The sequence below is a fragment of the Pseudomonas putida genome (assembly GCF_005080685.1).
Taxonomy (GTDB): Bacteria; Pseudomonadota; Gammaproteobacteria; order Pseudomonadales; family Pseudomonadaceae; genus Aquipseudomonas; species Aquipseudomonas putida_V.
This window is the reverse complement of record NZ_CP039371.1, coordinates 5580061-5604300: the sequence shown is the minus strand read 5'-3', so window position 1 is coordinate 5604300 and position 24240 is coordinate 5580061. Positions and strand designations below refer to the sequence as shown.

Below are 24240 nucleotides of genomic sequence, written 5' to 3'. Positions count from 1 at the left end.
CTCAGGCCTTGCTGATACGTTGCTTGAACGTTCGACCGATGGCATGCACGCCGGGTTCGTAGCGTTTGTGTTCGATCGCCGCCAAGGCCAGGTCCAGCGCGGTAGCGGCGATCTGGCCGTGTTGCTGGGCCATGGCGTTCACCGGCAGGGGCAGGAAGTCGAGCAACTGGTTGTCACCGAAGGTACCCAACTGCAACTCGCGCTCGCCAGCCGGGCGCGCTTGCAGGGCGTCGAATACCCCTTGCAGCAGCACGTACGAGGTGGTCACCAACGCATCCGGCAGGCCGCCCAGTTCGTCGACCAATTGCTGCATCAGGCGCTGCCCGCACTCACGGCTGAAGGCTTCGCCCTGGTAGCGCCGCACGTCACCTGCAAAACCGACCAGGGCCTGGTCGAAACCACCGGCCCGCGCCTGGCTGACCGACAGCTCCGGCCGCGCGCCGATCAGGGCGATGCTGCGCGGCTTGGTGTTCAGCAGGCTTTCGGTGAGTTGCTGGCTGGCGTCGAGATCGTCGCTGATCACCGAGCAGAAGTACGCCGGGTCCAGGCGTCGGTCGATGGCGATCACCGGCAGGCCCTTGTCTTGCAGTTCGCGGTAGCTGCCGTCCTGCGGTGGCAGGCAGCTGGCGACGAACAGCGCGTCGCAGCGGCGGGCGCGGAACAGCTGCTGCAATTGGCGCTCGCTGTCGGGCTGGTCGTCGCTGCTGGCGATCAGCAGCTGGTAGCCCCGGGCGCGTGCGCCTTGTTCGAGCTGCTTGGCAATGCGTGCATAGCTTGGGTTCTCCAGATCCGGGAGAATGAAGCCCAAGGTGCGGGTGTGGCGGCTGCGCAGGCCGGCGGCCTGGGGGTTGGGCGTGAAGCCATGGGCTTCGACCACGGCCCGCACGCGCTCGACAGTGCTATTGCTGATGCGCTGCTGTTCGGCCTTGCCATTGATGACGTAGCTGGCAGTGGTCACGGACACACCGGCCAGACGGGCGATATCGCTGAGTTTCACCGAGTTTTCCTTGTTATTACCGGGGCTGGCGACGAGCCCTGACCGGGTAGTTTGACCCAGTCGGTGCACCGCGCGCAGACGACCATTGTCGCAATTGTCCGACAGGATGGGGCTTTTTCGTCGGAAGATAATCGAGTACCGTGGCCACCTGATCAGATTAATCGTTTCAGCAGGCTATTTTCTGCCGTCGTTACAGCCTGCTGAAGGCCATCCTAATGGCCATTCGCTTGGAATTCACAACAATACCTCAGTACCCGACCTGGGGCTGGAAAAGGAGAAGGTCATGCTCGAACTCGCCAAGGAGCAGATCGCCATGGGCCAGTCGGCCGCCGACAAGGCCGAGGCGTTGCGCCTGATGGCTGAACGCCTGGTCGCCGATGGCCTGGTCGCCGAGGGTTACCTGGAGGGTCTGCAGGCCCGCGAGGCGCAAGGTTCGACGTTCCTCGGCCAAGGTATCGCCATTCCCCATGGCACGCCGCAGACCCGCGATCTGGTGTTCGCCACGGGTGTACGCCTGTTGCAGTTTCCCGAAGGCGTGGACTGGGGCGATGGCCAGACCGTCTACCTCGCCATTGGTATCGCGGCACGCTCTGACGAACACCTGCGCCTGCTGCAGTTGCTCACCCGAGCCCTGGGCGAGACCGACCTGGCCGAGGCACTGCGCCGGGCGACCTCCGCCGAGGCGCTGCTCAAGCTGCTGCAGGGCGCGCCCCAGGCGCTGGCCCTGGACGCGCAACTGGTCGGCTTGAACCTGCCCGCCGAGGATTTCGACGAACTCGCCTGGCGTGGGGCGCGCCTGCTGCAACGTGCCGGTTGTGTCGATCCGGGCTTTGCGGCGTTGCTCCAGCAGGCCGAGCCGCTGCCCTTGGGCGAAGGCTTGTGGTGGCTCAACAGCGAGCGCCAGGTGCGCCAACCGGGCCTTGCCTTCGTCACCCCGCAGCAGCCCTTGCGTTACCGCGACCAGCCACTCAACGGCCTGTTCTGCCTGGCCAGCATGGGCGCCGGCCATCAGGCCTTGCTCGAGCGCCTGTGCGAGGTGCTGATCGAAGGCCGCGGGCAGATGCTCTACCAGGCCACCAGCAGCCGCGCGGTGCTCGAAGTGCTGGGCGCCGATGCACCGGCCGACTGGCCGAGCGTGCGTCAGGTACTGGCCAACCCGCACGGCCTGCATGCCCGTCCGGCCAAGGTGCTGGCGCAGTTGGCCAAGGGCTTCGATGGTGAGATTCGTGTGCGCGTGGTCGACAGCGGCCAGCCGGGCGTGTCGGTCAAGAGTCTGAGCAAGCTGCTGGGCCTCGGCGCACGGCGTGGCCAGGTGCTGGAACTGGTGGCCGAGCCGTCGATTGCCGAGCAGGCGCTACCGGTGCTGCAGGCCGCCATCGAACAAGGCCTGGGCGAGGAGGTCGAGCCACTGCCGAGCGTTGCCGAAGTCGCTTCGAGCACCCCGGACGATGAGCTTGTGGCACCTGCTGCCGGCAGCCTGATCCAGGCGGTCGGCGCGGCCCCTGGCATCGCCTGCGGGCCGGCGCATGTCTGTGTCGAGCACGTCATCGACTACCCATTGCGTGGTGAATCCCCCGCTCAGGAACGCCTCAAGCTGCACACCGCGCTGGCCGCGGTACACGACGAACTCGACGCGCTGGTGCGGCGCAGCGACAAGGCGATTGGCGAGATTTTCATCACCCACCAGGAAATGCTCGCCGATCCGGCGCTGGCCGATGACGTCGAGCAGCGTCTGCTCCAGGGCGAAAGCGCTGCGGCCGCCTGGATGAGCGTGATCGAGGCGGCAGCACGGCAACAGGAGTCGTTGCATGACGCGCTGCTTGCCGAACGCGCCGCCGACCTGCGCGACATCGGTCGCCGGGTACTGGCGCAGCTGTGTGGCGTGCAGGCCCTGTCCGAACCCGAGCAAGCCTATGTGCTGGTGATGGCCGAGGTCGGCCCGTCCGATGTCGCCCGCCTGGACCCGGCGCGGGTCGCCGGCATCGTCACCGCCTATGGCGGCGCCACCGCGCACAGCGCCATCGTCGCTCGCGCCTTGGGCATTCCGGCGGTGGTTGGCGCCGGCCCTGCGATCCTGCTGCTCGACAACGCCACGCCGCTGTTGCTCGATGGCCAGCGCGGGCACGTCCAGGTCGCGCCCTCGGCCGATGCGCTGGAGCGGTCGCTGGCCGAGCGCGAGCTGCGTGAAAAGCGCTTGCAGGCTGCCTGGGCCAACCGCCACGAGCCAGCCGTGACCCGCGACGGGCATGCCATCGAAGTGTTCGCCAACATCGGCGACAGCAGCGTCATCGACAAGGTGGTGGAGCAGGGCGCCGAAGGCGTCGGCCTGTTGCGCACCGAACTGATCTTCATGGCTCACTCCCAGGCGCCGGATGTCGCCACCCAAGAGGCCGAGTACCGCCGCGTGCTCGATGGCCTGGCGGGCCGGCCGTTGGTGGTGCGCACCCTCGACGTGGGCGGCGACAAGCCCTTGCCGTACTGGCCGATCGCTGCGGAGGACAACCCGTTCCTCGGCGTGCGTGGCGTGCGCTTGACCCTGCAACGCCCACAGGTCATGGAAGAACAACTGCGCGCCTTGCTGCGTGCCGCCGACCAGCGGCCGCTGCGCATCATGTTCCCGATGGTCGGGCAGATTCACGAGTGGCGTCAGGCACGCGCGATGGTCGAGCGCCTGCGCGAGGAAATCCCGGTCGCCGACCTGCAGGTCGGAATCATGGTCGAAGTGCCTTCGGCTGCGCTGCTGGCGCCGCAATTGGCCCGGGAGGTCGACTTCTTCAGCATCGGCACCAACGACCTGACCCAATACACCCTGGCCATCGACCGGGGTCACCCGAGCCTGTCGGCCCAGGCCGACGGCCTGCACCCTGCGGTGCTGAGCCTGATCGACATGACGGTGCGCGCCGCCCATGCCCACGGCAAGTGGGTAGGGGTGTGCGGCGAGCTGGCCGCCGACCCGCAGGCGGTGGCCGTGCTGCTGGGCCTGGATGTCGATGAGCTGAGCGTCGCCGCCCCGAGCATCGCCGAAGTCAAGGCCCTGGTCCGCCAGGCCGATCACCAGACCGCCCGCGCCCTGGCGCGCGAGGCCCTGCAACAGGACAGCGCTGCGGCGGTTCGCGCGCTGGTGGAGCGTTACTGATGGCCAAGATCCTCACCCTGACCCTCAACCCGGCGCTGGATATCACCATCGGCCTCGATCTTTTGCGGGCGGGAGCGGTCAACCGCGCCCAGACCCAGCAGAGCCACGCGGCCGGCAAGGGCTTGAACGTGGCCCAGGTACTGGCCGACCTTGGCCATAGCGTCACCGTCGCCGGCTTTCTCGGCCAGGACAACCTGCAACCGTTCGAGGAGCTGATCGCCTGGCGCGGTTTCGCCGACTGTTTCGTGCGCGTGCCCGGCGAGACCCGCAGCAACATCAAGCTGGTCGAGGCCGATGGGCGGGTCACCGACATCAATGGCCAGGGGCCGGAAGCCGACGAGGCCGCGCGCAGTGCGCTGATGCGCCGGTTGCTGCAGGTGGCGCCGGGGCATGCGGCAGTGGTGGTGGCAGGCAGCCTGCCGCGCGGCATCAGCCCCGAATGGTTCTGCCAGTTGCTCGATCAACTCAAGGGCCTTGGCCTCAAGGTTGCCCTCGACAGCAGCGGCCAAGCGCTGCGTGCCGGGCTTGGCAGTACGCCTTGGCTGGTCAAGCCCAATACCGAGGAGCTCGGTGAAGTGCTCGGCGTCGACGTGCACGGCCTGGCTGAACAGCGTAGCGCCGCCCAGCAGTTGCTGGCCCGCGGTGTCGAGCATGTGGTGGTGTCCGACGGCGCCCAGGGCGTCAGCTGGTTTGCCACGGGAATTGCCCTGCATGCCCAACCACCGAAGGTGCGGGTCGCCAGCACGGTGGGCGCGGGCGATTCGTTGGTGGCGGGGATGGTCCACGGGCTGTTGCAGGCCGAGCCCGCCGTGCAGACCCTGCGCCGGGCAACGGCCATCGCCGCACAGGCGGTCAGCCAGGTCGGCTTCGGCATCCGTGACAGCGAGCAGTTGGCCCATCTCGAAGCCGGCGTGCGCCTGACAGAACAACAAGAGGGTTGCCGATGAACATCGCCATCGTTACTGCCTGCCCCAATGGCCAGGTGTCCAGCATACTCAGTGCCCGCCTGCTGGCGGCCGCGGCGCAGCGGCGCGGTTGGCAGACCTGCGTCGAGGTGCTGGATACAGAGCATTCCGAGCGCCAGTTGAGCGCTGCGCAAATCGCCGATGCCGACTGGGTGCTGGTGGTCAGCACCGGCCCGGTTGCGTTGGATCGCTTCGTTGGCAAGCGCGTCTACCAGAGCACTCCGGCGCAGGCATTGGCCGACCGCGAGGGCTTTCTCGACGAGGCTGCGGCGGGCGCCGCATTGCTTGAGCAGTCGCCGGCCCCGACAGAGGCCCCTGCGCCTGGCGCGGGGGCTCGCATCGTTGCGGTCACCGCGTGCCCGACTGGCGTCGCGCACACCTTCATGGCCGCCGAGGCCCTGCAACAGGCGGCCCAGCAGTTGGGCTACCAGTTGAGCGTCGAGACCCAGGGCTCGGTCGGTGCACGCAACCCGTTGTCCGCCCAGGCCATCGCCGATGCCGACGTGGTGCTGTTGGCTGCCGATATCGAAGTGCCGACCGCGCGCTTCGCCGGCAAGCGCATCTACCGCTGCGGCACCGGCATCGCCCTCAAGCAGGCCAGCGCCGTGCTGGACAAGGCCTTGCGCGAGGCCAAGCAGGAAAACGCTGGCGCTGCCACGCCCAGCGCCGACAAAGCCGAGAAGACCGGCGTGTACAAGCACCTGCTCACCGGCGTGTCGTTCATGTTGCCGATGGTGGTGGCCGGTGGCTTGCTGATCGCGCTGTCGTTCGTGTTCGGCATCGAGGCCTACAAGGAACCGAACACCTTGCCCGCCGCGCTGATGCAGATCGGCGGCGAGGCCGCGTTCAAGCTGATGGTGCCGTTGCTGGCCGGTTACATCGCCTGGTCGATCGCCGACCGCCCGGGCCTGGCGCCGGGGATGATCGGCGGATTGCTGGCAAGCACGTTGGGGGCGGGGTTCATCGGCGGTATCGTCGCCGGCTTCCTGGCCGGTTACAGCGCCAAGGCCATCGCCCGTTGGGTGCGCCTGCCGAGCAGCCTGGAGGCGCTCAAGCCGATCCTGATCATTCCGCTGCTGGCCAGCCTGTTCACCGGGCTGGTGATGATCTACGTGGTCGGCCAGCCGGTGGCGGCATTGCTGGTGGGGTTGACGCATTTCCTCGACAGCATGGGCAGCACCAATGCCATCCTGCTCGGCCTGCTGTTGGGCGGGATGATGTGCGTCGACCTGGGCGGCCCGATCAACAAGGCGGCCTACGCCTTCTCGGTCGGCTTGCTGGCCTCGTCGAGCTATGCGCCGATGGCCGCGACCATGGCCGCTGGCATGGTGCCACCGATCGGCCTGGGTATCGCCACCTTCCTGGCCCGGCGCAAGTTTGCCCAGAGCGAGCGCGAAGCCGGCAAGGCTGCCTTGGCCCTGGGCCTGTGCTTCATTTCCGAAGGCGCCATTCCGTTCGCTGCCAAGGATCCGCTGCGGGTGATCCCGGCCAGCATCGCCGGTGGCGCCTTGACTGGGGCATTGTCGATGTACTTCGGCTGCAAGCTGATGGCGCCCCACGGCGGGCTGTTCGTGTTGCTGATTCCCAATGCCATCAACCACGCGCTGCTGTACCTGCTGGCGATCGTTGCCGGCAGCCTGGTGACGGCAGTGGTGTATGCCGTGATCAAGAAAGGTGAGCAGGTGGAGTTGGCGGTGGCGCCGGCCAAGGGCTAGACAAACCTCTCTGGAGGTCGATTACCTTGTGGGAGCGGCCTTGTGTCGCGAATGGGCTGCGCAGCAGCCCCAGCAGTTTATGCAGCGGTGCTGAAATCTTGGGGCTGCTGCGCAGCCCATTCGCGACACAAGGCCGCTCCCACAATGCCCCCGTGGGGTGGTCAACGCTGATGCTTCTGGCGCAAGGGTACCAATAGATCGGCCAGACCGTTGTGATCGACCTCGTGCATCAATGCCAGCAAGCCGCCCAGTTCACCTGTCGGAAAGCCCTTGCGGGCAAACCAGGCCAGGTAGTCGCCTGGCAGGTCGGCGATGATCCGCCCCTGGTACTTGCCAAAAGGCATGGTCCGGGTGACCAGCAGTTCCAACATCTCGGGTTTCATCGGCTTGCCTGGCAGTGGAAAACGCCGACCATACTGCAAACTGCACGAACGCCCAAGCGGCAATCATGCAGAAAACCGCTTCGCAAGGTGTGTGGTCGTTTTATAAGTAATTGATTTATAAGGATTATATTTATCGATCAGGTTTGGCACGCAGCCTGCAATTCCACTGGTGACTATCACCTGCCTAGGAGTTCGTGCCATGAGCAACCCAAACAAAGACGTGATCGATGTACTGAACGACCTGATTGAGTACAGCAAGGATGGGGAGAAGGGTTTCAGGGAGTCGGCCGACGACGTCAAGAACCCCGAACTCAAAGCCTTCTTCGTGCAACGTGCCGGGGAATGCGCTAACGCAGCCGCCGAGCTGCAGAGTGAAGTACGCCGTCTCGGTGGCGACCCTGAAACCTCCACCAGCGTCAGTGGTGACCTGCACCGTGGCTGGGTCAGCCTCAAGTCGATGGTGACCGGTAAGAGCGAGGAAGCAGTGCTCAATGAAGTCGAGCGCGGCGAGGACCACGCGTTGAAAGCCTACAAGGAAGCCCGGGAAAAACTGGTCAAGCATGGCCGCACTGCTACCGATACGGCCTACGCGTTGGTCGAGAAGCAACTGCAAGGTGTGCAGCGCAACCATGACCAGGTGAAAGCCCTGCGCGATTCCGCCCGCGCCCGCTCCTAAGCGTCGGGCCCTTCTACTCGGTTACGGCCCTTGGCCTTGGCCCGGTAGGCCGCTTCGTCCGCGGCACCCAGCACGCTCGCCAAATCGTGTTGGGTGCCCGGTTGATAAAGACCGATGCCAATGCTGACTGTCACCGAATGGGTGTCCTCGCCCAAGGGGGCCAAGGCCTCGACGCTGGCACGGATCCGTTCTGCCAGCAGCCGTGCCCCCGCCAGATCGGTTTCCGGCAAGATGACCTGAAACTCCTCCCCGCCATAGCGAGCCGCGAGGTCGGCCGGGCGCCGAATGCAGCGCTCGATGGTCTTGGCCACCTCACGCAAGGCGTGATCCCCACCCGCATGCCCGTGACGCTGGTTGAATGCCTTGAAGTGGTCCACGTCCACCATCAGTACCGCCAACGGTTTGCGGTTGCGCTGCGCACGCGCCCATTCCTGGCGTAGCACCTGATCGAGACGGCGACGATTGGGCAGCCCGGTCAGGCTGTCGGTGGCGGCGAGAGTAGCCAAGCCGCGCTCGGCCAGTTGCCGGCGGCGCAGTTCGCGGCCCAGCAACAGTGTCAGCCAGAGAATGCCGATGCACAGCAGCCCAGTGGCCACGCTCACCAGCATCGCCGTGCGCCGCCAGGGCTGGAACACTTCGTCGGTGGCATGCACGACCAGCACGATCAGTGGCAGGTCGCTGACCCGGGCGAAGGTATACATGCGCTGCCCGCCGTACACGCCCGAGTGCGCGGTAAAAGTGCCGCTGTGCTGGCCAAGGATGCGCTTGAAATTGGGGTATTCGGCGAAATTGGTGCCGATCAGCGGGTCTTGGGGGCGCGTGGGCTGACGCGCCAGCAACTGGCCGTCGGTATTGAGCAGGTTGATGCTGCTGTCTTCGCCGATATCCAGGCGTTGGAACAGTTCGCTGAAGTAGGACAGGCGCAAGGCCCCCGCTGCTACTCCGGCGAATTGGCCGTTGGCACCATTGATACGACGGCTGAAACTGATGCTCCACTGCTGGTTGGCCAGCTTGGCCTTGAACGGCGGGCCGATCAGCAGACCGAGATCGGGGTTGCGCAGGTGGGCCTGGAAAAAGCCAGCCTCGCCGAAATTGGCCTGGCGCGGGACGATGCTGGTGGAGTCGCCGACTACGTTGCCCTGTCGGTCGAGCCAGAGTACGTCACCGCGTGAGCTGTCGATGGCCTGGTTGAACAGCAGGCGCTGGCGCAGCACGCCGGGGATTTCCGGCAATTCCTTGCGGCCCACCGCCCAGATCAGCTCCTGCAAGGAATGGTCGTAGAGTTCGACGTTACGCAGGGTGTCGCTTTCGATGAGCTGGACGATATTGTTCGACGAGCGTATGGCCGACTGCTCGACATTCACCCGTTCGCGCACCAGCAGGTAGCCGACGATCGCCACGATGGCGAGCACGGCGAGGCAACTGCCCAGGGTGAGGATCAGCTCGGGGTGCGACCTGTAAACGGCGAAACGCGATGATCGAATGAGCATGCTCGCTACTGCGGTGGCAGGGCCATGGTACGGCGCGCGACATTCTAGGGAAGCGGGGATTGTCTAACAAGGTCGGGGTATGACATCCGACGGCTGGAAAGGCTGCGTTCGCGCGGGCGGCGCGCGATTTCCGTGGCGCTGCAACGCCCAGGCGAACCACAGGGGGCCAATACCTGACCCCCTGCCGTGCCGTCTTAGAAAATGTTCAACGGATAGTCGACGATCACCCGCAGCTCGTCGTTATCTTCTGTCGCATCGGCAGCCGAGTAGCCCTGTCCACCCCGGTGGGTGGCGTAGCGCACCTGTACCGCCAGATCCTTCAGGTCGCCTTCCTGGAACACGTACTTCACGTCCAGGTCGCGTTCCCAGTGCGTAGCGTTCTTGCCATTGGCGTTGTAGTAATAGTTGTAGTGCTGGTTGTTCTGGTCAACCTTGCTCAGGTCGGCTTCACCGCGCGAGTACGACAGCGACGAAGTCAGGCCGGGGATGCCGAGGCCGGCGAAGTTGTAGTCGTACTGCAGCTTCCACGAACGCTCGTTCGGGGCGTTGAAGTCCGAGTACATGCGCGAGTTGTCCAGGTAAACGCTGTCACCCTGGTTGATGTAGTCGAACGGCGTATCGCCGTTGACCCGCTGGTAGGCGGCAGTGACGCTGTGGTAACCGGCGTTGACGGTGAAGTGCACGCTGTAGGTGTTGTTGTCGATCTTGCCGAGCAGCGCCTGGCCGGTGTCCTGGGTGTGGTAGAAGTGCACGCCCGGGTTGAGGCTGACCCTGTCGTTGACCACGTAGGTGTAGTCGAAGTCGGCGTAGTACTGGTTCCAGATGTCCTTGAGCTCGGACGCGTAAAGGTTGGCGGTGATGTTCTCGGTGCCGCTCCACGACAGGCCGGCCCAGTTCAGGTGCTTGCTCTTGGCGTTGTCATCGAGCAGGCCGTAGAAGGTGTCGATGCGGCGGTGGCCGCTCTGGTTGTACGGCTTGGTGAAGCTCACCTGGCCACCTTCGAGCATCAACCCATCGATGCTGGTGTTGGTCAGGCCGAAGCCACGGAAGGTTTGCGGCAGCATGCGCGTCTCACCGCCGGCGATCACCGGGTTGGTGAGGAACAGGTCGCCGGCCTTGAGCTCGGTGTCGAAGGCCTTGATCTTGACGGCAGCGCCTGCGGTAGAGAACGAACCCGGGGCGGCAGCCAGATCACCATTGTCCTTGTGGCTGACCGGCAGGATGCTGCTGCCTGCATGACCGCCGCCGCCGTCGAGCTTCAGGCCCAGCATGGCGTGGGCGTCGAGGCCGAAGCCCACGGTTCCTGGGGTGTAGCCGGACTCGAAGCGCAGTACCGCGCCTTGGCCCCACTCGCGGGTGTCGTTCTTGCCGGTGTTGTGGTTGTCGCGGTTGAAGTAGGCGTTGCGCAGATGCAGGTTCAGTGAAGAACCCTCGATGAAGCCCTCTGCCTGGTCTTCATCTGCCTGGGCGGCGAGAGGCATCGTTGCGGCCAATGCAATGAACAGCGGGGTAAAACGGAACGCGGTAGGCACCGGTACTAGCTCCTTTGGTCTGACGTTGTGGCAGTTTTTATTTTTGAATGTGCAACTTTCTTATTAGGAACGAAACGCCGGGGCTTAGCGTTACAGCACATAAAAAAAGCCGCTGATCGGCAGCGGCTTTAAAAGGCTAACATACGGGCACCCAGGGTGCCCATGGTATAGCCGAGGGAAATCGGAAACTCGAGCAGGGCAAGATCAGCTGTCGGCATCGGCGTCTTGGCTGGTTTTCGAAGCGGTCTGTTCTGCGGCTTTGCCGGCATCTGACTTGTGTGCAATGGCGTCGCGGGCTTGTTGATGAACAGCGGCGAGTTCGGCATTGCGGGCGACGAAAGCCTGGGATTCTTCGGCCATGGCCAGGGGCGACAACAACAGGGAAGACAGAATGAAAACGCTGGCAACACCCATACTGTTGGACATTTGTTTCTTACCTTCTTGCGATGCAAGTGCTATGAGGACAGGGCCTAAGTTAGTCGCTTCGGCAGTTGGGAAACAGCACCGGGCGCGATAAGCACTGTTGCGCAAAAGGTAACGATCAGGCAGCGAACGTCCGCTCAAATGCGCCAAACGCCCGTTCTAGAGGCTCTGGCCATGAATCGGCAGACGCATGCCGAAGATGTTCGCGCCACCTTCGCTGCGCACGAATACCTCACCCCCATGCATCAGCGCGATGGCCTTGACGATCGCCAGCCCCAGGCCGTGGTTGCCGCCGCCGCTGTTGCTGCGTGCGGCGTCCACTCGATAGAAGCGTTCGAACAGCAGCGGCAGGTGCGCGGCGTCGATGGCCGGGCCGGGGTTGCTCACGGCGATGCTGACCTGCCCGGCGCCGGCATCGATGCGGACCTCGATCACCTCGTGCGGCGTGGTGTGTTGCACGGCGTTGTTCAGCAGGTTGATCAGTGCCCGGCGCAGCTGCGCTTTCTCGATCGGCGCCTGGGCATCGCCGCTCACGCGTACGCTCACCTGGGCGTCCTCGAGGATGAAGTCCAGGTAGTCGAGGGTGGTGGCGACTTCCTCGGCCAGCGAGGCCTGGGTCAGTGCGGTGGCCTTGCTGCCCTGGTCGGCGCTGGCCAGGAACAGCATGTCGTTGATGATGCTGCGCAGGCGTTCGAGTTCTTCGAGGTTCGACTGCAGCACCTCGAAGTAGTGCTCGGCGCTGCGCCCGCGGGTCAGGGCGACCTGGGTCTGGCCGATCAGGTTGGTCAGCGGCGAGCGCAGTTCGTGGGCGACGTCGGCGTTGAACGCCTCCAGGCGCGAATAGGCCTGGCTGACGCGATCGAGCGCGGCATTGAACGCGCCGGCGAACTGCGCCAGCTCCGGCGCCAGGTTCACGGTTTGCAGGCGCCCGTCCAGGCGCGGCGGCGCCAGCGCCTGGGCCTCGTTGGACAGCGCCAGCAGCGGGCGCAGGCCGATGCGCGCGACCCAGTAGCCAAGCACCGACGCCAGCAGCACGCCGAGCACCGCCAGGCCGACGATGGCCACCAGCAGGCTGTGCTGCGCCTGCCAGAAGGTCTCGGTATCGATGCCGATCAGAAAGCGCAGCGCTGGGCGATCGCCCAGGGCGGGCAATTCGCTGACCAGCACCTTGTACGGGTAGGGGTGTTCAGGCAAGCGCAGGTCGCGCATGCCCTCGGCGCCTTCGGCGAATGCGCGCACCAGCTCGCTGGGATGACCGTACTCGAAGGCCGGGTCGCTGCCGACTACCCAGAAGCGGATGCGTTTGTCCTCCTCGCTGAGCAGGTTGAGCTTGTTGTTGATCTTCGCCCAGTGTTCGGGCGTACCGAAGCGGTTGAGGGTCGATTCCAGCACGCTGAAGCGGGCGTCCAGTTCGGCTGCCGGCAGCAGGTCGAGGCTGCGGTCGACCTGGCGATACAACGCCGAGCCGATCAGCACGAACACACCCAGCGCCACCAGGATGAACAGCGCCGACAGACGCAGAGCGATGGAATTAACCGGCACGGTTTTCCAGGACATAGCCCATGCCTCGAATGGTGTGCAGCAACTTGTTGTCGAACGGCCCGTCGAGCTTGGCACGCAAACGCTTGATCGCCACCTCGACGACATTGGCGTCGCTGTCGAAATTGATGTCCCAGACCAGTTCGGCGATGGCGGTCTTGGACAGGATCTCGCCCTGGCGCCGGGCCAGTACGCTGAGCAGCGAAAACTCCTTGGCGGTCAGCTCCAGGCGGGTGCCTGCGCGGCTGGCCTTGCGAGCCATGAGATCGATCCACAGGTCGCCGACCTGGATCTGCAGCGGTTCGTGGCTGCTGCTGCGACGGGTCAGCGCCTGCAGGCGGGCGACCAGTTCGAGGAAGGAAAACGGCTTGCCCAGGTAGTCGTCGGCACCTTCACGCAAGCCATGGATGCGGTCTTCCACGCGTTCGCGGGCGGTGAGCATGATCACCGGCGTCTGTTTGCGCGCACGCAGGGCGCGCAGCACGCCATAGCCATCCAGGCCAGGCAGCATCACATCCAGCACGATCACCGCGTAGTCGCCCTCCAGGGCCAGGTGCAAGCCATCGATGCCATCGCGGGCCAGGTCGACGGTGAAACCCTGCTCGCTCAGGCCGCGGTGCAGGTAGTCGGCGGTTTTTTCTTCGTCTTCGATGATCAGCACACGCATGGCTTGTTCTCAACTGGCACTGGGCGCGGCCGCACGAGCGGCCTGGCGGCGATGGAACAGGCGTTCCAGGGCCAAGTATATGACCGGGGTGGTGAACAGCGTCAGCATCTGGCTCACCAGCAAGCCGCCGACCACGGCGATGCCCAGCGGCTGGCGCAGCTCGGCACCGGCACCGAAGCCGAACATCAGTGGCACCGCGCCGAGCAGGGCGGCCAGAGTGGTCATGATGATCGGACGAAAGCGCGTCAGGCACGCCTGGTGGATCGCCTGCTCGGGTGTCATGCCCTGATGGCGCTGCGCCTCCAGCGCGAAGTCGATCAGCAGGATGCCGTTCTTCTTGACGATGCCGATCAGCAGCACCACGCCGATCAGGCCCATGATGCTGAAGTCCTGGCCCATGGCCCAGAGCAGGATCAACGCGCCCAGGCCCGCCGAGGGCAGGGTGGAAATGATCGTCAGCGGGTGGACGAAGCTCTCGTACAGCACGCCGAGGATGATGTACACCGCCACCAATGCGGCGAGGATCAGCCATGGCTGGCTCGACAGCGAACTCTGGAAGGCCTGGGCTGCGCCCTGGAAGTTGCCGCTGATCGAGTCGGGCATGCCCAGCTCGCGCTGGGTCCGGTCGAGGATCTGCACCGCATCGCCCAAGGCCACGCCGGGGGCCAGGTTGAACGACAGGTTGGCGGCCGGGAACAGCCCGTCGTGGCTGATCGACAGCGGCCCGGTGGTCGGCGGGGCGACGTGGGCCAGCGCCGACAGCGGCACCATTTCGTTGGTCAGTGGCGAGCGCAGGTAGAAGAAGTTCAGGCTCTCTGCCTTGCCGCGTTGCTGCGCATCGAGTTCGAGAATGACCTTGTACTGGTTGGTCTCGGTCTGGAACTCGCTGATCTGCCGCTGGCCGAAGGCGTCGTACAGCGCCTGGTCGACGTCGGTGGTGGTCAGGCCGAAGCGCGCCGCGGCCTGGCGGTCGATGTCGATGTGCGTGACGCTGGCGCCCAGCTGCAGGTCGTTGGACAGGTCACGGAACGCCGGGTTTTCGCGCAGACGCTCGGTCAGGCGCTGGGTCCACAGGTTCAGCGCGGCGCCGTCGTTGCTCTTGAGCACATACTGGTACTGGGTGCGCGAGGGGCCGGAGCTGAGGTTGATGTCCTGCCCTGCGCGCATGTACAGCACCACGCCAGGCACCTGGGCGAGCTTGGGTCGCAGCCGGTCGATCAGCTCGCTGGCCGACACGTCGCGTTCTCCGCGTGGCTTGAGGGCGATCCAGAAGCGCCCCGTGGCGATGGTCTGGTTGCTGCCGGTCACCCCCACCGAATGCGAGAAGGCACGCACGGCGGGGTCGGCTTCGATGATTTTCGCCAGCGCCAGGTGCTTCTCGATCATGGCTGGGTACGACACGTCTGCCGCCGCCTCGCTGGTGCCGAGGATCAGGCCGGTGTCCTGCAACGGGAAAAAGCCCTTGGGGATCGCCACGTAGCCGACCACGGCCAGCGCCAGGGTCAGGCCGAACACGCCGAGGGTCAGGCGCTGGTGGGCCAGGGCGCGGACCAGGCCCTTTTCGTACCAGCGCACCAGGCGCTCGCTGAAGCCGCCATGGTGCTCGCTGGGCGGGCGGCGCATGAACAGCGCGCAGAGGGTCGGCGCCAGGGTCAGCGAGACCACCACCGAGATCAGGATGGTTGCCGTGGCGGTCAGGGCGAACTCCTTGAACAACCGGCCGACCACACCGCCCATGAACAGCAACGGGATGAACGCGGCGATCAGCGAGAAGCTGATCGACACCACGGTGAAGCCGATCTCGCCTGCGCCCTTGAGCGCCGCGGTGCGGCTGTCGTCGCCGGCCTCCAGGTGGCGGTGGATGTTCTCCACCACGACGATGGCATCGTCCACCACGAAGCCCACGGCGATGACGATGGCCACCAGGGTCAGGTTGTTGAGGCTGAAACCGAGCACGTACATCAGCGCGCAACTGGCGATCAGCGACACCCCGAGCACGCTGGACACCACCAGGGTCGCCGACCATTGCCGCAGGAACAGCGCCATCACCCCGATCACCAGGGCCACGGCGATCATCAGGGTCAGCTCCACTTCGTGCAGCGAGGCGCGGATGGTCTGGGTGCGGTCCTGCAACACAGAGACCTCGACCGAGGCGGGTAGCATCTGCTCGAGCTTGGGCAAGGCTGCCATGACCCTGTCCACGGTATCGACGATGTTGGCGCCGGGCTGGCGGAACACCACCAGGTTCAACCCGGGTTTGTCCCCCGACCAGGATTTTACGTAGGCGTTTTCGGCGCCGTTGATCACCTTGGCCACATCCTGCAGGTGCACCGGTGCGCCGTCACGGTACGAGACGATCAGCCGGGCGTAGTCCTCGGGGTGGAACAACTGGTCGTTGGCGGCGATGGTCGAGACACTGTGCTCGCCGTACAGCGCGCCTTTGGCCAGGTTGAGGCTGGTCTGCTGGATGGCCAGGCGCAGGTCGGCCAGGGTCAGGCCGATGGCGGCGAGCTTCTCCGGTTGGGCCTGGACGCGGATCGCCGGGCGCAACTGGCCGGTGATGTTGATCAGGCCTACCCCTTCGATCTGGCTCAGCTGACGGGCCAGCAGCGTCTCGGCGTAGTCGCTGAGTTCGTTGCCGGGCATCTGCTCGGAACTGACGGTGAGCACCAGCACCGGGCTGTCGGCCGGGTTGACCTTGCGCCAGGTCGGTGGGTTGGGCAGGTCCTGGGGCAGACGCGCTGTGGCGGTGTTGATCGCTGCCTGGACTTCCTGGGCGGCGGTGTCGATGTTCTTGTCGAGGGTGAACTGCAGGATCAGCGTGGTCGAGCCCAGCGCACTGCTGCTGGTCATCTGGGTCATGCCGGGGATGGCGCTGAACTGCACCTCCAGCGGAGTGGCCACCGACGAGGCCATGGTCTCGGGGCTGGCACCGGGCAACTGAGCAGTGACCTGGATGGTTGGGAAGTCCGCCTCCGGCAGCGGTGCCACCGGCAGGCGCGGGAAGGCGATGGCGCCGAGCAGCACCAGGGCGAAGGTCAGCAGCAGGGTGGCGATCGGGTGATCGATGCACCAGGCCGAGACACCGTTGCGGGTGTTCATGGCTGGCTCCGGCTAGCGGCGACTTGCTCCGGGGCTGGCGCGCCCGCTGTGACTTCGACCCGTGCGCCGGGCTTGAGCCGCGACTGGCCGTCGAGCACCAGGCGCTCACCAGGCTTTACCCCGGCGATGATGTTCAATTCGCTGTCCTGGTACAACACCTTGACCGGTACGCTGGTGACCTTGTCGCCGTCCAGGCGATAGACGAAATGCCCCTCGGCACCACGTTGCACCACCGGGGGCGGCACCACCAGGGCGTTCTCGTCGACGGCGGTACGCAGGCGGATGGTGACCAGCTGGCCAGGCCACAGGTGGCCGGCCTTGTTGTCGAACTCGGCCTTGACCCGCACCGTGCCGGTAGTGGCCGAGATCTGGTTGTCGATCAGCGCCAGGTGGCCTTCGCCGAGCAGGTTGCGGTCGCCGTTGGCGTCCATGTATGCCTCTACCAAGGCCGGCGTGGGCGCTTCGAGCAAGCGCTGCAGGGTGGGCAGCATCTGTTGCGGCAGGGCGAACTCCACCGCGATCGGGTCGATCTGGGTGACACTGAACAACCCCTGGGTATCGCTGGTGCGGACCAGGTTGCCGGGATCGACGTTACGGATGCCGACCCGCCCCGTGACCGGTGAGCGGATCTGCGTGTAGGAAAGCTGCACCTGGGCATTATCGATGGCCGCCTGGTTGCCCTTGACCGTGGCCTGCAGCTGGTTGACCAAGGCCTGCTGCTGGTCGAGGGTCTGCTTGGATACCCCGTCGTCGGTGCTCAGCAGGCGGTAGCGGCGCAGGTCGACATGAGCCACCTGCAATTGCGCCTGGCTCTGGCCGAGCTGGGCGCGGGCCTGGTCGAGGCTGGCGCGAATGGCCCGGTCATCGAGGGTGGCGAGCAGATCGCCGGCCTTGACCCACTGGCCTTCCTTGACTAGTACTTGGGTCAGCACGCCCTCGACCTGGGGCCGGATCTCGACACTGTGCAGCGACTGTACCGAGCCGATGGCGCTGGCGAAGCGCGGCACGTCCTGCTGCGCGACGCTGACCACCCGCACCGGCACGGCGGCCTGTGCATGGTTGGCAGGAGTGCCCTGGCGCAAGCCGAACCAGGCGGCCAGAAGCAACAGCGCCAGCAGCGCTGCGCCGGCAAGGAATAGGGAACGGGTGCGAAGGCGCATCGTGGCGGGGACCTTGGCCAGGATAGGGGATAGTCAGGTTATAGCGCCCGAACCGGGTCGCCAGCGTGACGTCAGGCTGACAGCGCTGACAGTTTCGCCGCGGCAATGGCCAATTGCCAATGACTACGCCTTGCTTATTTGACCCCTGGATTCCACTCGCTGACCGAGGCCACCGCTTTCTCGCGGTTGTACAGGCACAACTCGGTGCCTCGCTGGCCGTTCATGTGCTTCTGCGGGTACATCCCTTCGATCAACAGCGCGCTGATGCCGACCTGGTCGTCGAACTCGGCGAGTTTGCTGAGCACATACGGGGCCTTGAGCTGGCTGGCGTGGAGACAGGCATCGACCACCTTCTTGCGGTAGTCGTCCCAGGCCTGGCTGCTTGAAGCCTGGGCGACGCCGCTGAACAGCGCATAGGAAATCAGGAGAGTGCTGAGAAACTTCATACGCGATTCCGGCAAAAAAACATGCGAGGGGCGCGAATTATGCCCGAGACACCCCTGGACTCGAGCCAGGGAGTTTGTCGCTGAATATAACAGCGCCAGGGCAGACGCCCCACCTGTCAATTATGACGGGTGCTGGTCAACGCTCGCCGAACACCACGGCCCGCGCCGCCACAACCAGGCAATCAGTCAGCTCGGGCGAGGAAAACTTGGTGAGGATGGCGTTGGCCCCGGCCTGCCTGGCCTTCTCGCCGCTCATGGTGCTGTCCAGCGAGGTGTGCAGCAGCACGTACAGGTGCTGGAAGTCCGGGGTCTCGCGCAGGGTGCGGGTGAAGGCGTAGCCATCCATCTCCGACATCTCGATATCGGAGACGACGATGTTGATTTCCTGGGCGGTACCCTGCAGTTCCAGCAGTACGTTGATCGCGTCCTTGGCGCTGCGCGCGGTGTGGCATTCGATGCCGAGGTTGCGCAGGGTGTGCACTGATTGCTGCAAGGCGACCTGGCTGTCATCGACCACCAGGATATTGGCGGCGGCCAACAGACTGGCCGCTTCCTCGTCCAGCTCGCCGGGGTGCGCTTCAGGCGCGGGAGGGGCAATCGCGTGGATGACTTTCTCGATATCCAGCACCTGTACCAGCGTGTTGTCCACACGGGTCACGCCGGTGATGAACGAGCGGTTGCCCGAGCCGAAGGGCGGCGGTTTGATGTCGGTGCTCAGGCAATGCACGATGCGGCTCACCGCCTGCACGTGCAGGCCCTGGCGCGAGCGGCTGATCTCGGTGACGATCAGGCAGCCGCCGTCGGGGTCGGCCAGTGGGCGCTCGCCGATGGCCCGCGACAGGTCGATCACCGACAGCGAATTGCCGCGCAGGGTGGCCACGCCTTTTACGTGCGGGTGCGCTTCGGGCAGCCGGGTCAGCGGTGGGCAGGTGATGATTTCGCTGACCTTGAGCAGGTTGATTGCCATCAGCTTGCCGCTGCGCAACGTGAACAGCAGCAGCGACAGCGAGTCCGCGCGGGCGTTTTGCGTGGGCATGGTGACCTTCGAGGAAGACGGGGGATGACGGGTTATCGGCCTGGATTGGGTGGGCTTTAGGTTTTTGCGCGGGCGGCGCTCGATATCCGCAACCCCCACAACCTCACCGCCGGGCTCCGCATGCCCCAAACCCCATCCTTACCGCTCGCGCAGCGCCTCCTTGGCCCGGTTCAACGGTTTGATCAGGTAATCGAGAATGGTCTTCTCCCCCGTGCGGATGTCCACCGTGGCAATCATCCCCGGCACGATCGCGAACCGCTTGCCGGCCTTGTTCTGCAGGCTGTCCTGCTCGGTGCGGATGAACACCCGGTAATAGTAGATCTCCGGTTTCACCTCATCCTGCAAGGTGTCCGGCGAGATGCCCACGACCTTGCCGTCCAGGCCGCCGTACACCGAATAATCGTAGGCGCTGATCTTCACCTTGGCCGCCTGGTCGGGGTGAATGAAGGCGATATCGCGTGGGGCGATGCGGGTCTCGATCAGCAGGCGCTCGTCCATCGGCACGATCTTCATCACCTGGCCACCCGGCTGCACCACGCCGCCCAGGGTGTTGACTTCGATGTCCTTGACGATGCCGCGCACCGGCGAGCGCAGGGTCAGGCGCGTCAGCGAATCGCTGCGCCCGCGGATCACCTCCGACAGGCTGTCGGCTTCGGCGCTGGCCTTGGCCAGATCTTCCCGGGCCCGCACCAGGTAGTCGGAACGGGCTTCGTTGGCCTTGAGTTCCAGTTCCGAGCGCTGGCGGTTCAGGCGGATCACCTCGACCCGGCTCGAAGCCCCCATCTTGGCCAGGTTCTCGGTGATCTGCAGTTCGCTGCGCACCAAGCGCAACGAATCCTCGATGCCCGCCAGGGTTTGCTCCAGGCCGCGGCGGCGGGTCTGGTACAAGGCAGTTTCGGTCTCGATCAATTCGGGAGAGTCGCGCAAGCTGTCGGGAAAACTCAGCGGCTTGCCGGTGACCTCGGCGCGCAAGCGAGCCACGCTGGCCGTGGCGGCGCGGTACTTGGCCTCGCTTTCGCCGACACTGGAGGCGGTCTTGGTCGGGTCGAGCTGGGCGAGGATCTGGCCGCGCTCGACCAGGTCGCCCTCGGCCACGTTCATCTGCGCGACGATACCGCCTTCGAACGACTGGATCACCTGCTCGCGGGAGCTGGGGATGACCTTGCCGGTGCCAGTGGAGACTTCGGTCACCTCGAACCAGGCGGCCCAGGCGAGGAAGGCGGCGAGCATGACGGCGCAGACCATGATCACCCGGCCGGCGCGCAGCACCGCCTGGTCGTCCTGGCCATCGAGGTACGAGGCGGGAAGTTCGTGGTTGCTCATGCCTGGCCTCCTTGCAGTTTGGCCAGCGCGGCATCGCGCAGGTCGTCGACGACGATGCGCCCGCCATCGAGCACGATGATCCGGTCCACCCGCTGCAACACACTCAGGCGGTGGGTGGCGATCAGCAAGGTGCGGCCCTGGCAGAAGCGTTCCAGGTTATCCAGCAGCTTGCGCTCGGTCATGTCGTCCAGCGAGGCCGTGGGTTCGTCCAGCAGCAGCACTTGCGGTTGGCGCACCAGCAGCCGCGACAGCACCAGGGCCTGGCGCTGGCCACCGGACAGGCCCAGGCCGCCTTCGAGGATCAGGTGGTCCATGCCCTTGGGCAGGCGTCGCACGAAGTCCAGTGCCCCGGTGGCGGCCAATGCCGCGACCAGCTCCTGATCGCTGGCTTGGCCGGCGCCGAGGGTGAGGTTTTCCCGCAGGGTGCCGTGGAACAGGCGAGCGTACTGCGGCAGCAGGCCGACGTCGCGGCGCAGGTCGGCGGGGTCGAGGTGGGCCAGGGCGATGCCGTCCAGCGTGATCTCGCCTTCGACCAGGTCCATCGCCCCACCCAGGGCTTGCAGCAGGGTGGACTTGCCGGCGCCGTTGCGCCCGAGCACGGCGATGCGTTCGCCCGGTTTGTCAAGCTGACCGATGTTCAGCACCGGCGGGGATTCGGGGCTGTAGCGGAAGTTGGCCTGGCGCAGGGCGTACTCGCCGCGAATCGCCGGCAGGTGTACGCGGGCCTCGCCTTCGGGATGATCGACCGGCGACTGCATGAGCTTGTCCAGCCCCTGCAAGGCCACCTTGGCCTGCTGCCAGCGGGTCAGCACGTGGGTCAGTTGCGCCAGCGGCGCCATCATCCGCGACGACAGCATCGAGGCCGCCACCAGGCTACCGGTGGTGAGGTCGCCGGCGATGACCATCGGCGCGCCGACCACGATGACCACGGCGAACACCGCGCCCTGGACGTTCTGGGTCCAGGTCACCAGGCCGTTGGTGAGGGTGCGCAGACGCAGGTTGGTGTGCGCGCAGGCGGCGTTGTACTGGTTCCATTGGCGCTCGAAGCGCGCCTCGGCCTGCAGGGCCTTGATTTCGTCCAGGCCCTGGATGCTTTCCACCAGCATCGCGTTGCGCAGCGCCGACTCGCGCATCGACGCATTGGCCAGGCGCGCCAGGCGCCGCTGCGCCAGCAGCCCAGGCAGGACCATGGCCAGCAATGCCACCAACGGGATGATGACCAGCACCCCGCCGATCAGCCAGAACACGAACAGGAACAGCAGGAAGAACGGCAGGTCGGCCAGGGCCGTGGCGGTGCTCGAGGTGATCAGGTCGCGGATCGATTCCAGCTCGCGCAACTGCGAAATGAAAGACCCGGTGGACTTCGGCCGCACCGAGTTGCGCAGGCGCAGCGCATGGCCATAGACCAGGTCGGACACCCGCAGGTCGGCGCGCTTGCCGAGCAGGTCGGTGACCTTCAGGCGCAGCAGGCGCATGCTGAAGTCGAACCCCAACGCCAGTACCACCCCGCCGAACAGCACATACAAGGTCGGCAGCGACTCGGCCGGGATCACCCGGTCATAGACCTGCATCGAGAACAGCACCCCGGCCAGGGCCAGCACGTTGGCCACCAGGGAGGCGATCATCACCTGGCCATAGGGGCGCAGGTCGCGCAGTACGATGCGGGCGAACCAGTGGCGGTCGTAGGGCGCGGTGTAGTCGTCGGTGCGCACGTCGCGCAGCGGGCGTGCCGGGCGCATCAATGCCACGCGAACGATGCGGCCTTCCAGTGCCTCTCGGGGCAGGCGGGAAGTCAGGCCCTGGTCGCCAGCGAAGACCACGGCCAGTTCGTTTTCCTCGGTGACCGCTTCGACGGTGGCCAATTGACCATCGTCCAGTTCCAGCACCAGCGGCGTGCGCCACTGCCGCAAGCCCTTGGCGTCGAAACGCACGAAGCGCAGCGTAAGCCCGGCCTGGCGGGCCATGTGCCTGAGGATCTCGTCCAGCGGGCGGGCATCTTCGACCGCAGCCAGGCGGATTCGCTGGGGCGAAACATCGAGACGATAGTGATGGGCTACCTGGAGCATCACCTCCAGCCATGGCCCAAGGTCGGGACGCGGGGTCACCAGGTGTTCGCTGCTTGGCGCCTGGCCAGTCTGGGCCAGGTTGACGGTATCGTTCATGGCTCGATCTCCACACCTTGCAGGTTGCGCCCTTCGAGCCCGAAGGCGGTGCGCAGGGCCCCGGTGTTGTAGAGGCAGTCGACATCCAGGCGCAGCAGGTCCGAGCGCGTGCCGGCGAGGTCGAAGCGGGACTGGTAGATTTCCTGTTCGGCGTTGAGCAGGTCGAGCAGTGGCCGGGTTCCCAGGTCCAGGTATTGCCGGCCGTAGAGCATGCGCGCTTCCTGAATGCTGCCCTGGCGTGCCTCCAGCGAACTCAGGCGCCGGCCCAGGCCGGACGTTTGTGCCATGGCCTCGGCCAGGCCGCGCCGCGCTTGCAGGCGGGCGGCATCCTCGGCCGAATCGGCGGCAGTCAATGCGTAGCCGGCGGCGCGGGAGCGGGCATTGATCGCGCCGCCCTGGTAGATCGGTACCTCGAGGTTCAGGTAAATGCCCGCCTGGGTACGGTCGAGGCGGCTGTTGTCGCGGTCGTAGTCGTTGTCCAGGTAGTGATTGACCTGAGGTTGCAGCGACAGCGTCGGGTAGGCCTCGGCCTTGGCCTGGGCCAGTTCGGCCTGGGACTGGGCGCGCTGGGCCAGGGCCATGAGCACGGCCGGCAAGCGGTCGTCTCCGGCGCCCGGGCGCTTGCAGGCGCTGTCCAGCTCCGGCGGCGACTCCTCGGCCAGGGCCGGTGGCGTGACACGCCCGAGCAGGGCGGCGAGGGTGGAGCGCCAGCGTTCGTACTGCGACTGGTATTCCTCGAGGGTGGCGCGGGCGGCCTCGACGCGCGATTCGGCCTGCACCACATCGCTGCGGGTGCTGGCCCCCATATCGCTGCGCTGACGGGCCATGCCGGCGATATCGCCGACGCCGCGGATCTGGTCGCGGGCGATGATCATGAGCTGCTCGTAGCGACGCGTCTCGATCCAGGCGTACGCGGTGTCGCGGGCGAGCTCGTCCAGCACCAGCAGGATATTGGCCTGGGCCCGGGCTGCGGCGGCGCGCGCGGCATCCACCGCCTTATCGACCTTGCCGAAATCGTAGAGCATCTGCTTGAGCGAGAGGTTCAGCGCCTGGCTGCCGCGATCGGCACCGTTGCCGGTGTCGTAGCCGGCGCGGATGCCGCCGCTCACTTGCGGGTAGTAACCGGCGCGGGCCACGGTGATGCCCTCGCCTTGCTTGTAGAGGTTGCCGATGGCTTCGGCAATGCTGGGGTGCCACTGCGCGGCGGCTACTACCGCCTCGGCCAGCCCGAGGCGATCGCGGCCGGTGGCGGCTTGGCCAGTAGGGGGACGGGCGGGGATGGCGTTGGGTGCATCGCGTAGCAACGAAGGCCCGATGGTGCGCAGTTGTGGATCGATGTCATTGTCTGCCATGGCCGGCGGACTCAGGGTGAAACTCAGGACCAGGAGCCCGCAGGCTCCCAGCAACAGCGGTGACAGCGGATTGCTTCGCTTCACATCATTCCCTTACTGCTGTCATTCCATGCCGCCGGGCGTGTGCCCGGCGGGT

General features: G+C 65.8%; 18 protein-coding genes. 4 read left to right on the top strand and 14 right to left on the bottom strand.

The window, feature by feature from the left end; all coding sequences use genetic code 11:
• Position 1: 1 nt before the first annotated feature.
• Positions 2-997: a catabolite repressor/activator gene (cra, locus tag E6B08_RS26045; RefSeq protein WP_136916599.1), complete on the bottom strand. Its 996-nt coding sequence runs from the start codon at positions 995-997 to the stop codon at positions 2-4.
• Between the two features lie 283 nt (positions 998-1280).
• Here cra and ptsP point away from each other — a divergent pair, with 283 nt between their 5' ends.
• Genes ptsP through E6B08_RS26030 form a run of 3 tightly spaced genes read left to right on the top strand, consistent with a single transcriptional unit; the run spans position 1281 to position 6813 of the window.
• The gene (ptsP, locus tag E6B08_RS26040) at positions 1281-4133 is read left to right on the top strand and encodes a phosphoenolpyruvate--protein phosphotransferase (RefSeq protein WP_136916598.1); all 2853 of its coding nucleotides are present in this window, start codon (positions 1281-1283) and stop codon (positions 4131-4133) included.
• Complete coding sequence (gene pfkB / locus E6B08_RS26035; RefSeq protein WP_136916597.1) at positions 4133-5080, top strand: 1-phosphofructokinase; 948 nt, start codon at positions 4133-4135, stop codon at positions 5078-5080. Before ptsP ends, pfkB begins: the two co-directional genes overlap by 1 nt.
• A complete protein-coding gene (locus E6B08_RS26030) occupies positions 5077-6813 on the top strand; it encodes a PTS fructose-like transporter subunit IIB (protein WP_136916596.1) in 1737 nt (578 codons plus the stop codon). The genes pfkB and E6B08_RS26030 overlap by 4 nt, the downstream gene beginning before the upstream one ends.
• A 161-nt stretch (positions 6814-6974) precedes the next feature.
• Here E6B08_RS26030 and E6B08_RS26025 read toward each other — a convergent pair whose 3' ends face one another.
• Positions 6975-7196 carry a DUF3820 family protein gene (locus tag E6B08_RS26025; RefSeq protein WP_136916595.1) on the bottom strand — a complete coding sequence of 74 codons (222 nt, stop codon included), beginning with the start codon at positions 7194-7196 and terminating at the stop codon, positions 6975-6977.
• A gap of 199 nt (positions 7197-7395) precedes the next feature.
• Between E6B08_RS26025 and E6B08_RS26020 the strand changes: the two genes are divergently transcribed.
• On the top strand, positions 7396-7872 hold the full coding sequence (locus E6B08_RS26020; RefSeq protein WP_136916594.1) for a ferritin-like domain-containing protein: 477 nt from the start codon (positions 7396-7398) through the stop codon (positions 7870-7872).
• On the opposite strand, the gene E6B08_RS26015 is transcribed toward E6B08_RS26020, so the two are convergent.
• The 12 genes from E6B08_RS26015 to E6B08_RS25960 form a co-directional block, all read right to left on the bottom strand.
• Entirely contained in the window at positions 7869-9362 is a 1494-nt protein-coding gene (locus E6B08_RS26015; RefSeq protein WP_136916593.1) for a sensor domain-containing diguanylate cyclase, read from the bottom strand. The two genes, E6B08_RS26020 and E6B08_RS26015, sit on opposite strands and share 4 nt — an antisense overlap.
• 194 nt (positions 9363-9556) lie before the next feature.
• Positions 9557-10894, bottom strand: coding sequence for an OprD family porin (locus E6B08_RS26010; RefSeq protein ID WP_136916592.1), 1338 nt, complete (start codon positions 10892-10894; stop codon positions 9557-9559).
• 204 nt (positions 10895-11098) lie between these two features.
• Complete coding sequence (locus E6B08_RS26005; RefSeq protein ID WP_136917492.1) at positions 11099-11320, bottom strand: hypothetical protein; 222 nt, start codon at positions 11318-11320, stop codon at positions 11099-11101.
• Positions 11321-11476: 156 nt separating this feature from the next.
• Positions 11477-12874, bottom strand: a complete 1398-nt coding sequence (locus E6B08_RS26000) for a heavy metal sensor histidine kinase (protein ID WP_136916591.1) — start codon at positions 12872-12874, stop codon at positions 11477-11479.
• Positions 12849-13523, bottom strand: coding sequence for a heavy metal response regulator transcription factor (locus E6B08_RS25995; RefSeq protein WP_136916590.1), 675 nt, complete (start codon positions 13521-13523; stop codon positions 12849-12851). Before E6B08_RS25995 ends, E6B08_RS26000 begins: the two co-directional genes overlap by 26 nt.
• Before the next feature lie 9 nt (positions 13524-13532).
• Positions 13533-16625, bottom strand: coding sequence for a multidrug efflux RND transporter permease subunit (locus tag E6B08_RS25990; RefSeq protein ID WP_136916589.1), 3093 nt, complete (start codon positions 16623-16625; stop codon positions 13533-13535).
• Positions 16622-17785: an efflux RND transporter periplasmic adaptor subunit gene (locus tag E6B08_RS25985; protein WP_136916588.1), complete on the bottom strand. Its 1164-nt coding sequence runs from the start codon at positions 17783-17785 to the stop codon at positions 16622-16624. Before E6B08_RS25985 ends, E6B08_RS25990 begins: the two co-directional genes overlap by 4 nt.
• 134 nt (positions 17786-17919) lie before the next feature.
• The gene (locus E6B08_RS25980) at positions 17920-18231 is read right to left on the bottom strand and encodes a hypothetical protein (protein ID WP_136916587.1); all 312 of its coding nucleotides are present in this window, start codon (positions 18229-18231) and stop codon (positions 17920-17922) included.
• 136 nt (positions 18232-18367) lie between these two features.
• Positions 18368-19267 carry a chemotaxis protein gene (locus E6B08_RS25975; protein ID WP_136916586.1) on the bottom strand — a complete coding sequence of 300 codons (900 nt, stop codon included), beginning with the start codon at positions 19265-19267 and terminating at the stop codon, positions 18368-18370.
• Positions 19268-19405: 138 nt separating this feature from the next.
• Positions 19406-20590, bottom strand: coding sequence for an HlyD family type I secretion periplasmic adaptor subunit (locus tag E6B08_RS25970; protein ID WP_136916585.1), 1185 nt, complete (start codon positions 20588-20590; stop codon positions 19406-19408).
• The gene (locus E6B08_RS25965; RefSeq protein ID WP_136916584.1) at positions 20587-22752 is read right to left on the bottom strand and encodes a type I secretion system permease/ATPase; all 2166 of its coding nucleotides are present in this window, start codon (positions 22750-22752) and stop codon (positions 20587-20589) included. The genes E6B08_RS25970 and E6B08_RS25965 overlap by 4 nt, the downstream gene beginning before the upstream one ends.
• Positions 22749-24188 carry a TolC family outer membrane protein gene (locus E6B08_RS25960; protein ID WP_136916583.1) on the bottom strand — a complete coding sequence of 480 codons (1440 nt, stop codon included), beginning with the start codon at positions 24186-24188 and terminating at the stop codon, positions 22749-22751. Before E6B08_RS25960 ends, E6B08_RS25965 begins: the two co-directional genes overlap by 4 nt.
• Positions 24189-24240 lie beyond the last annotated feature (52 nt).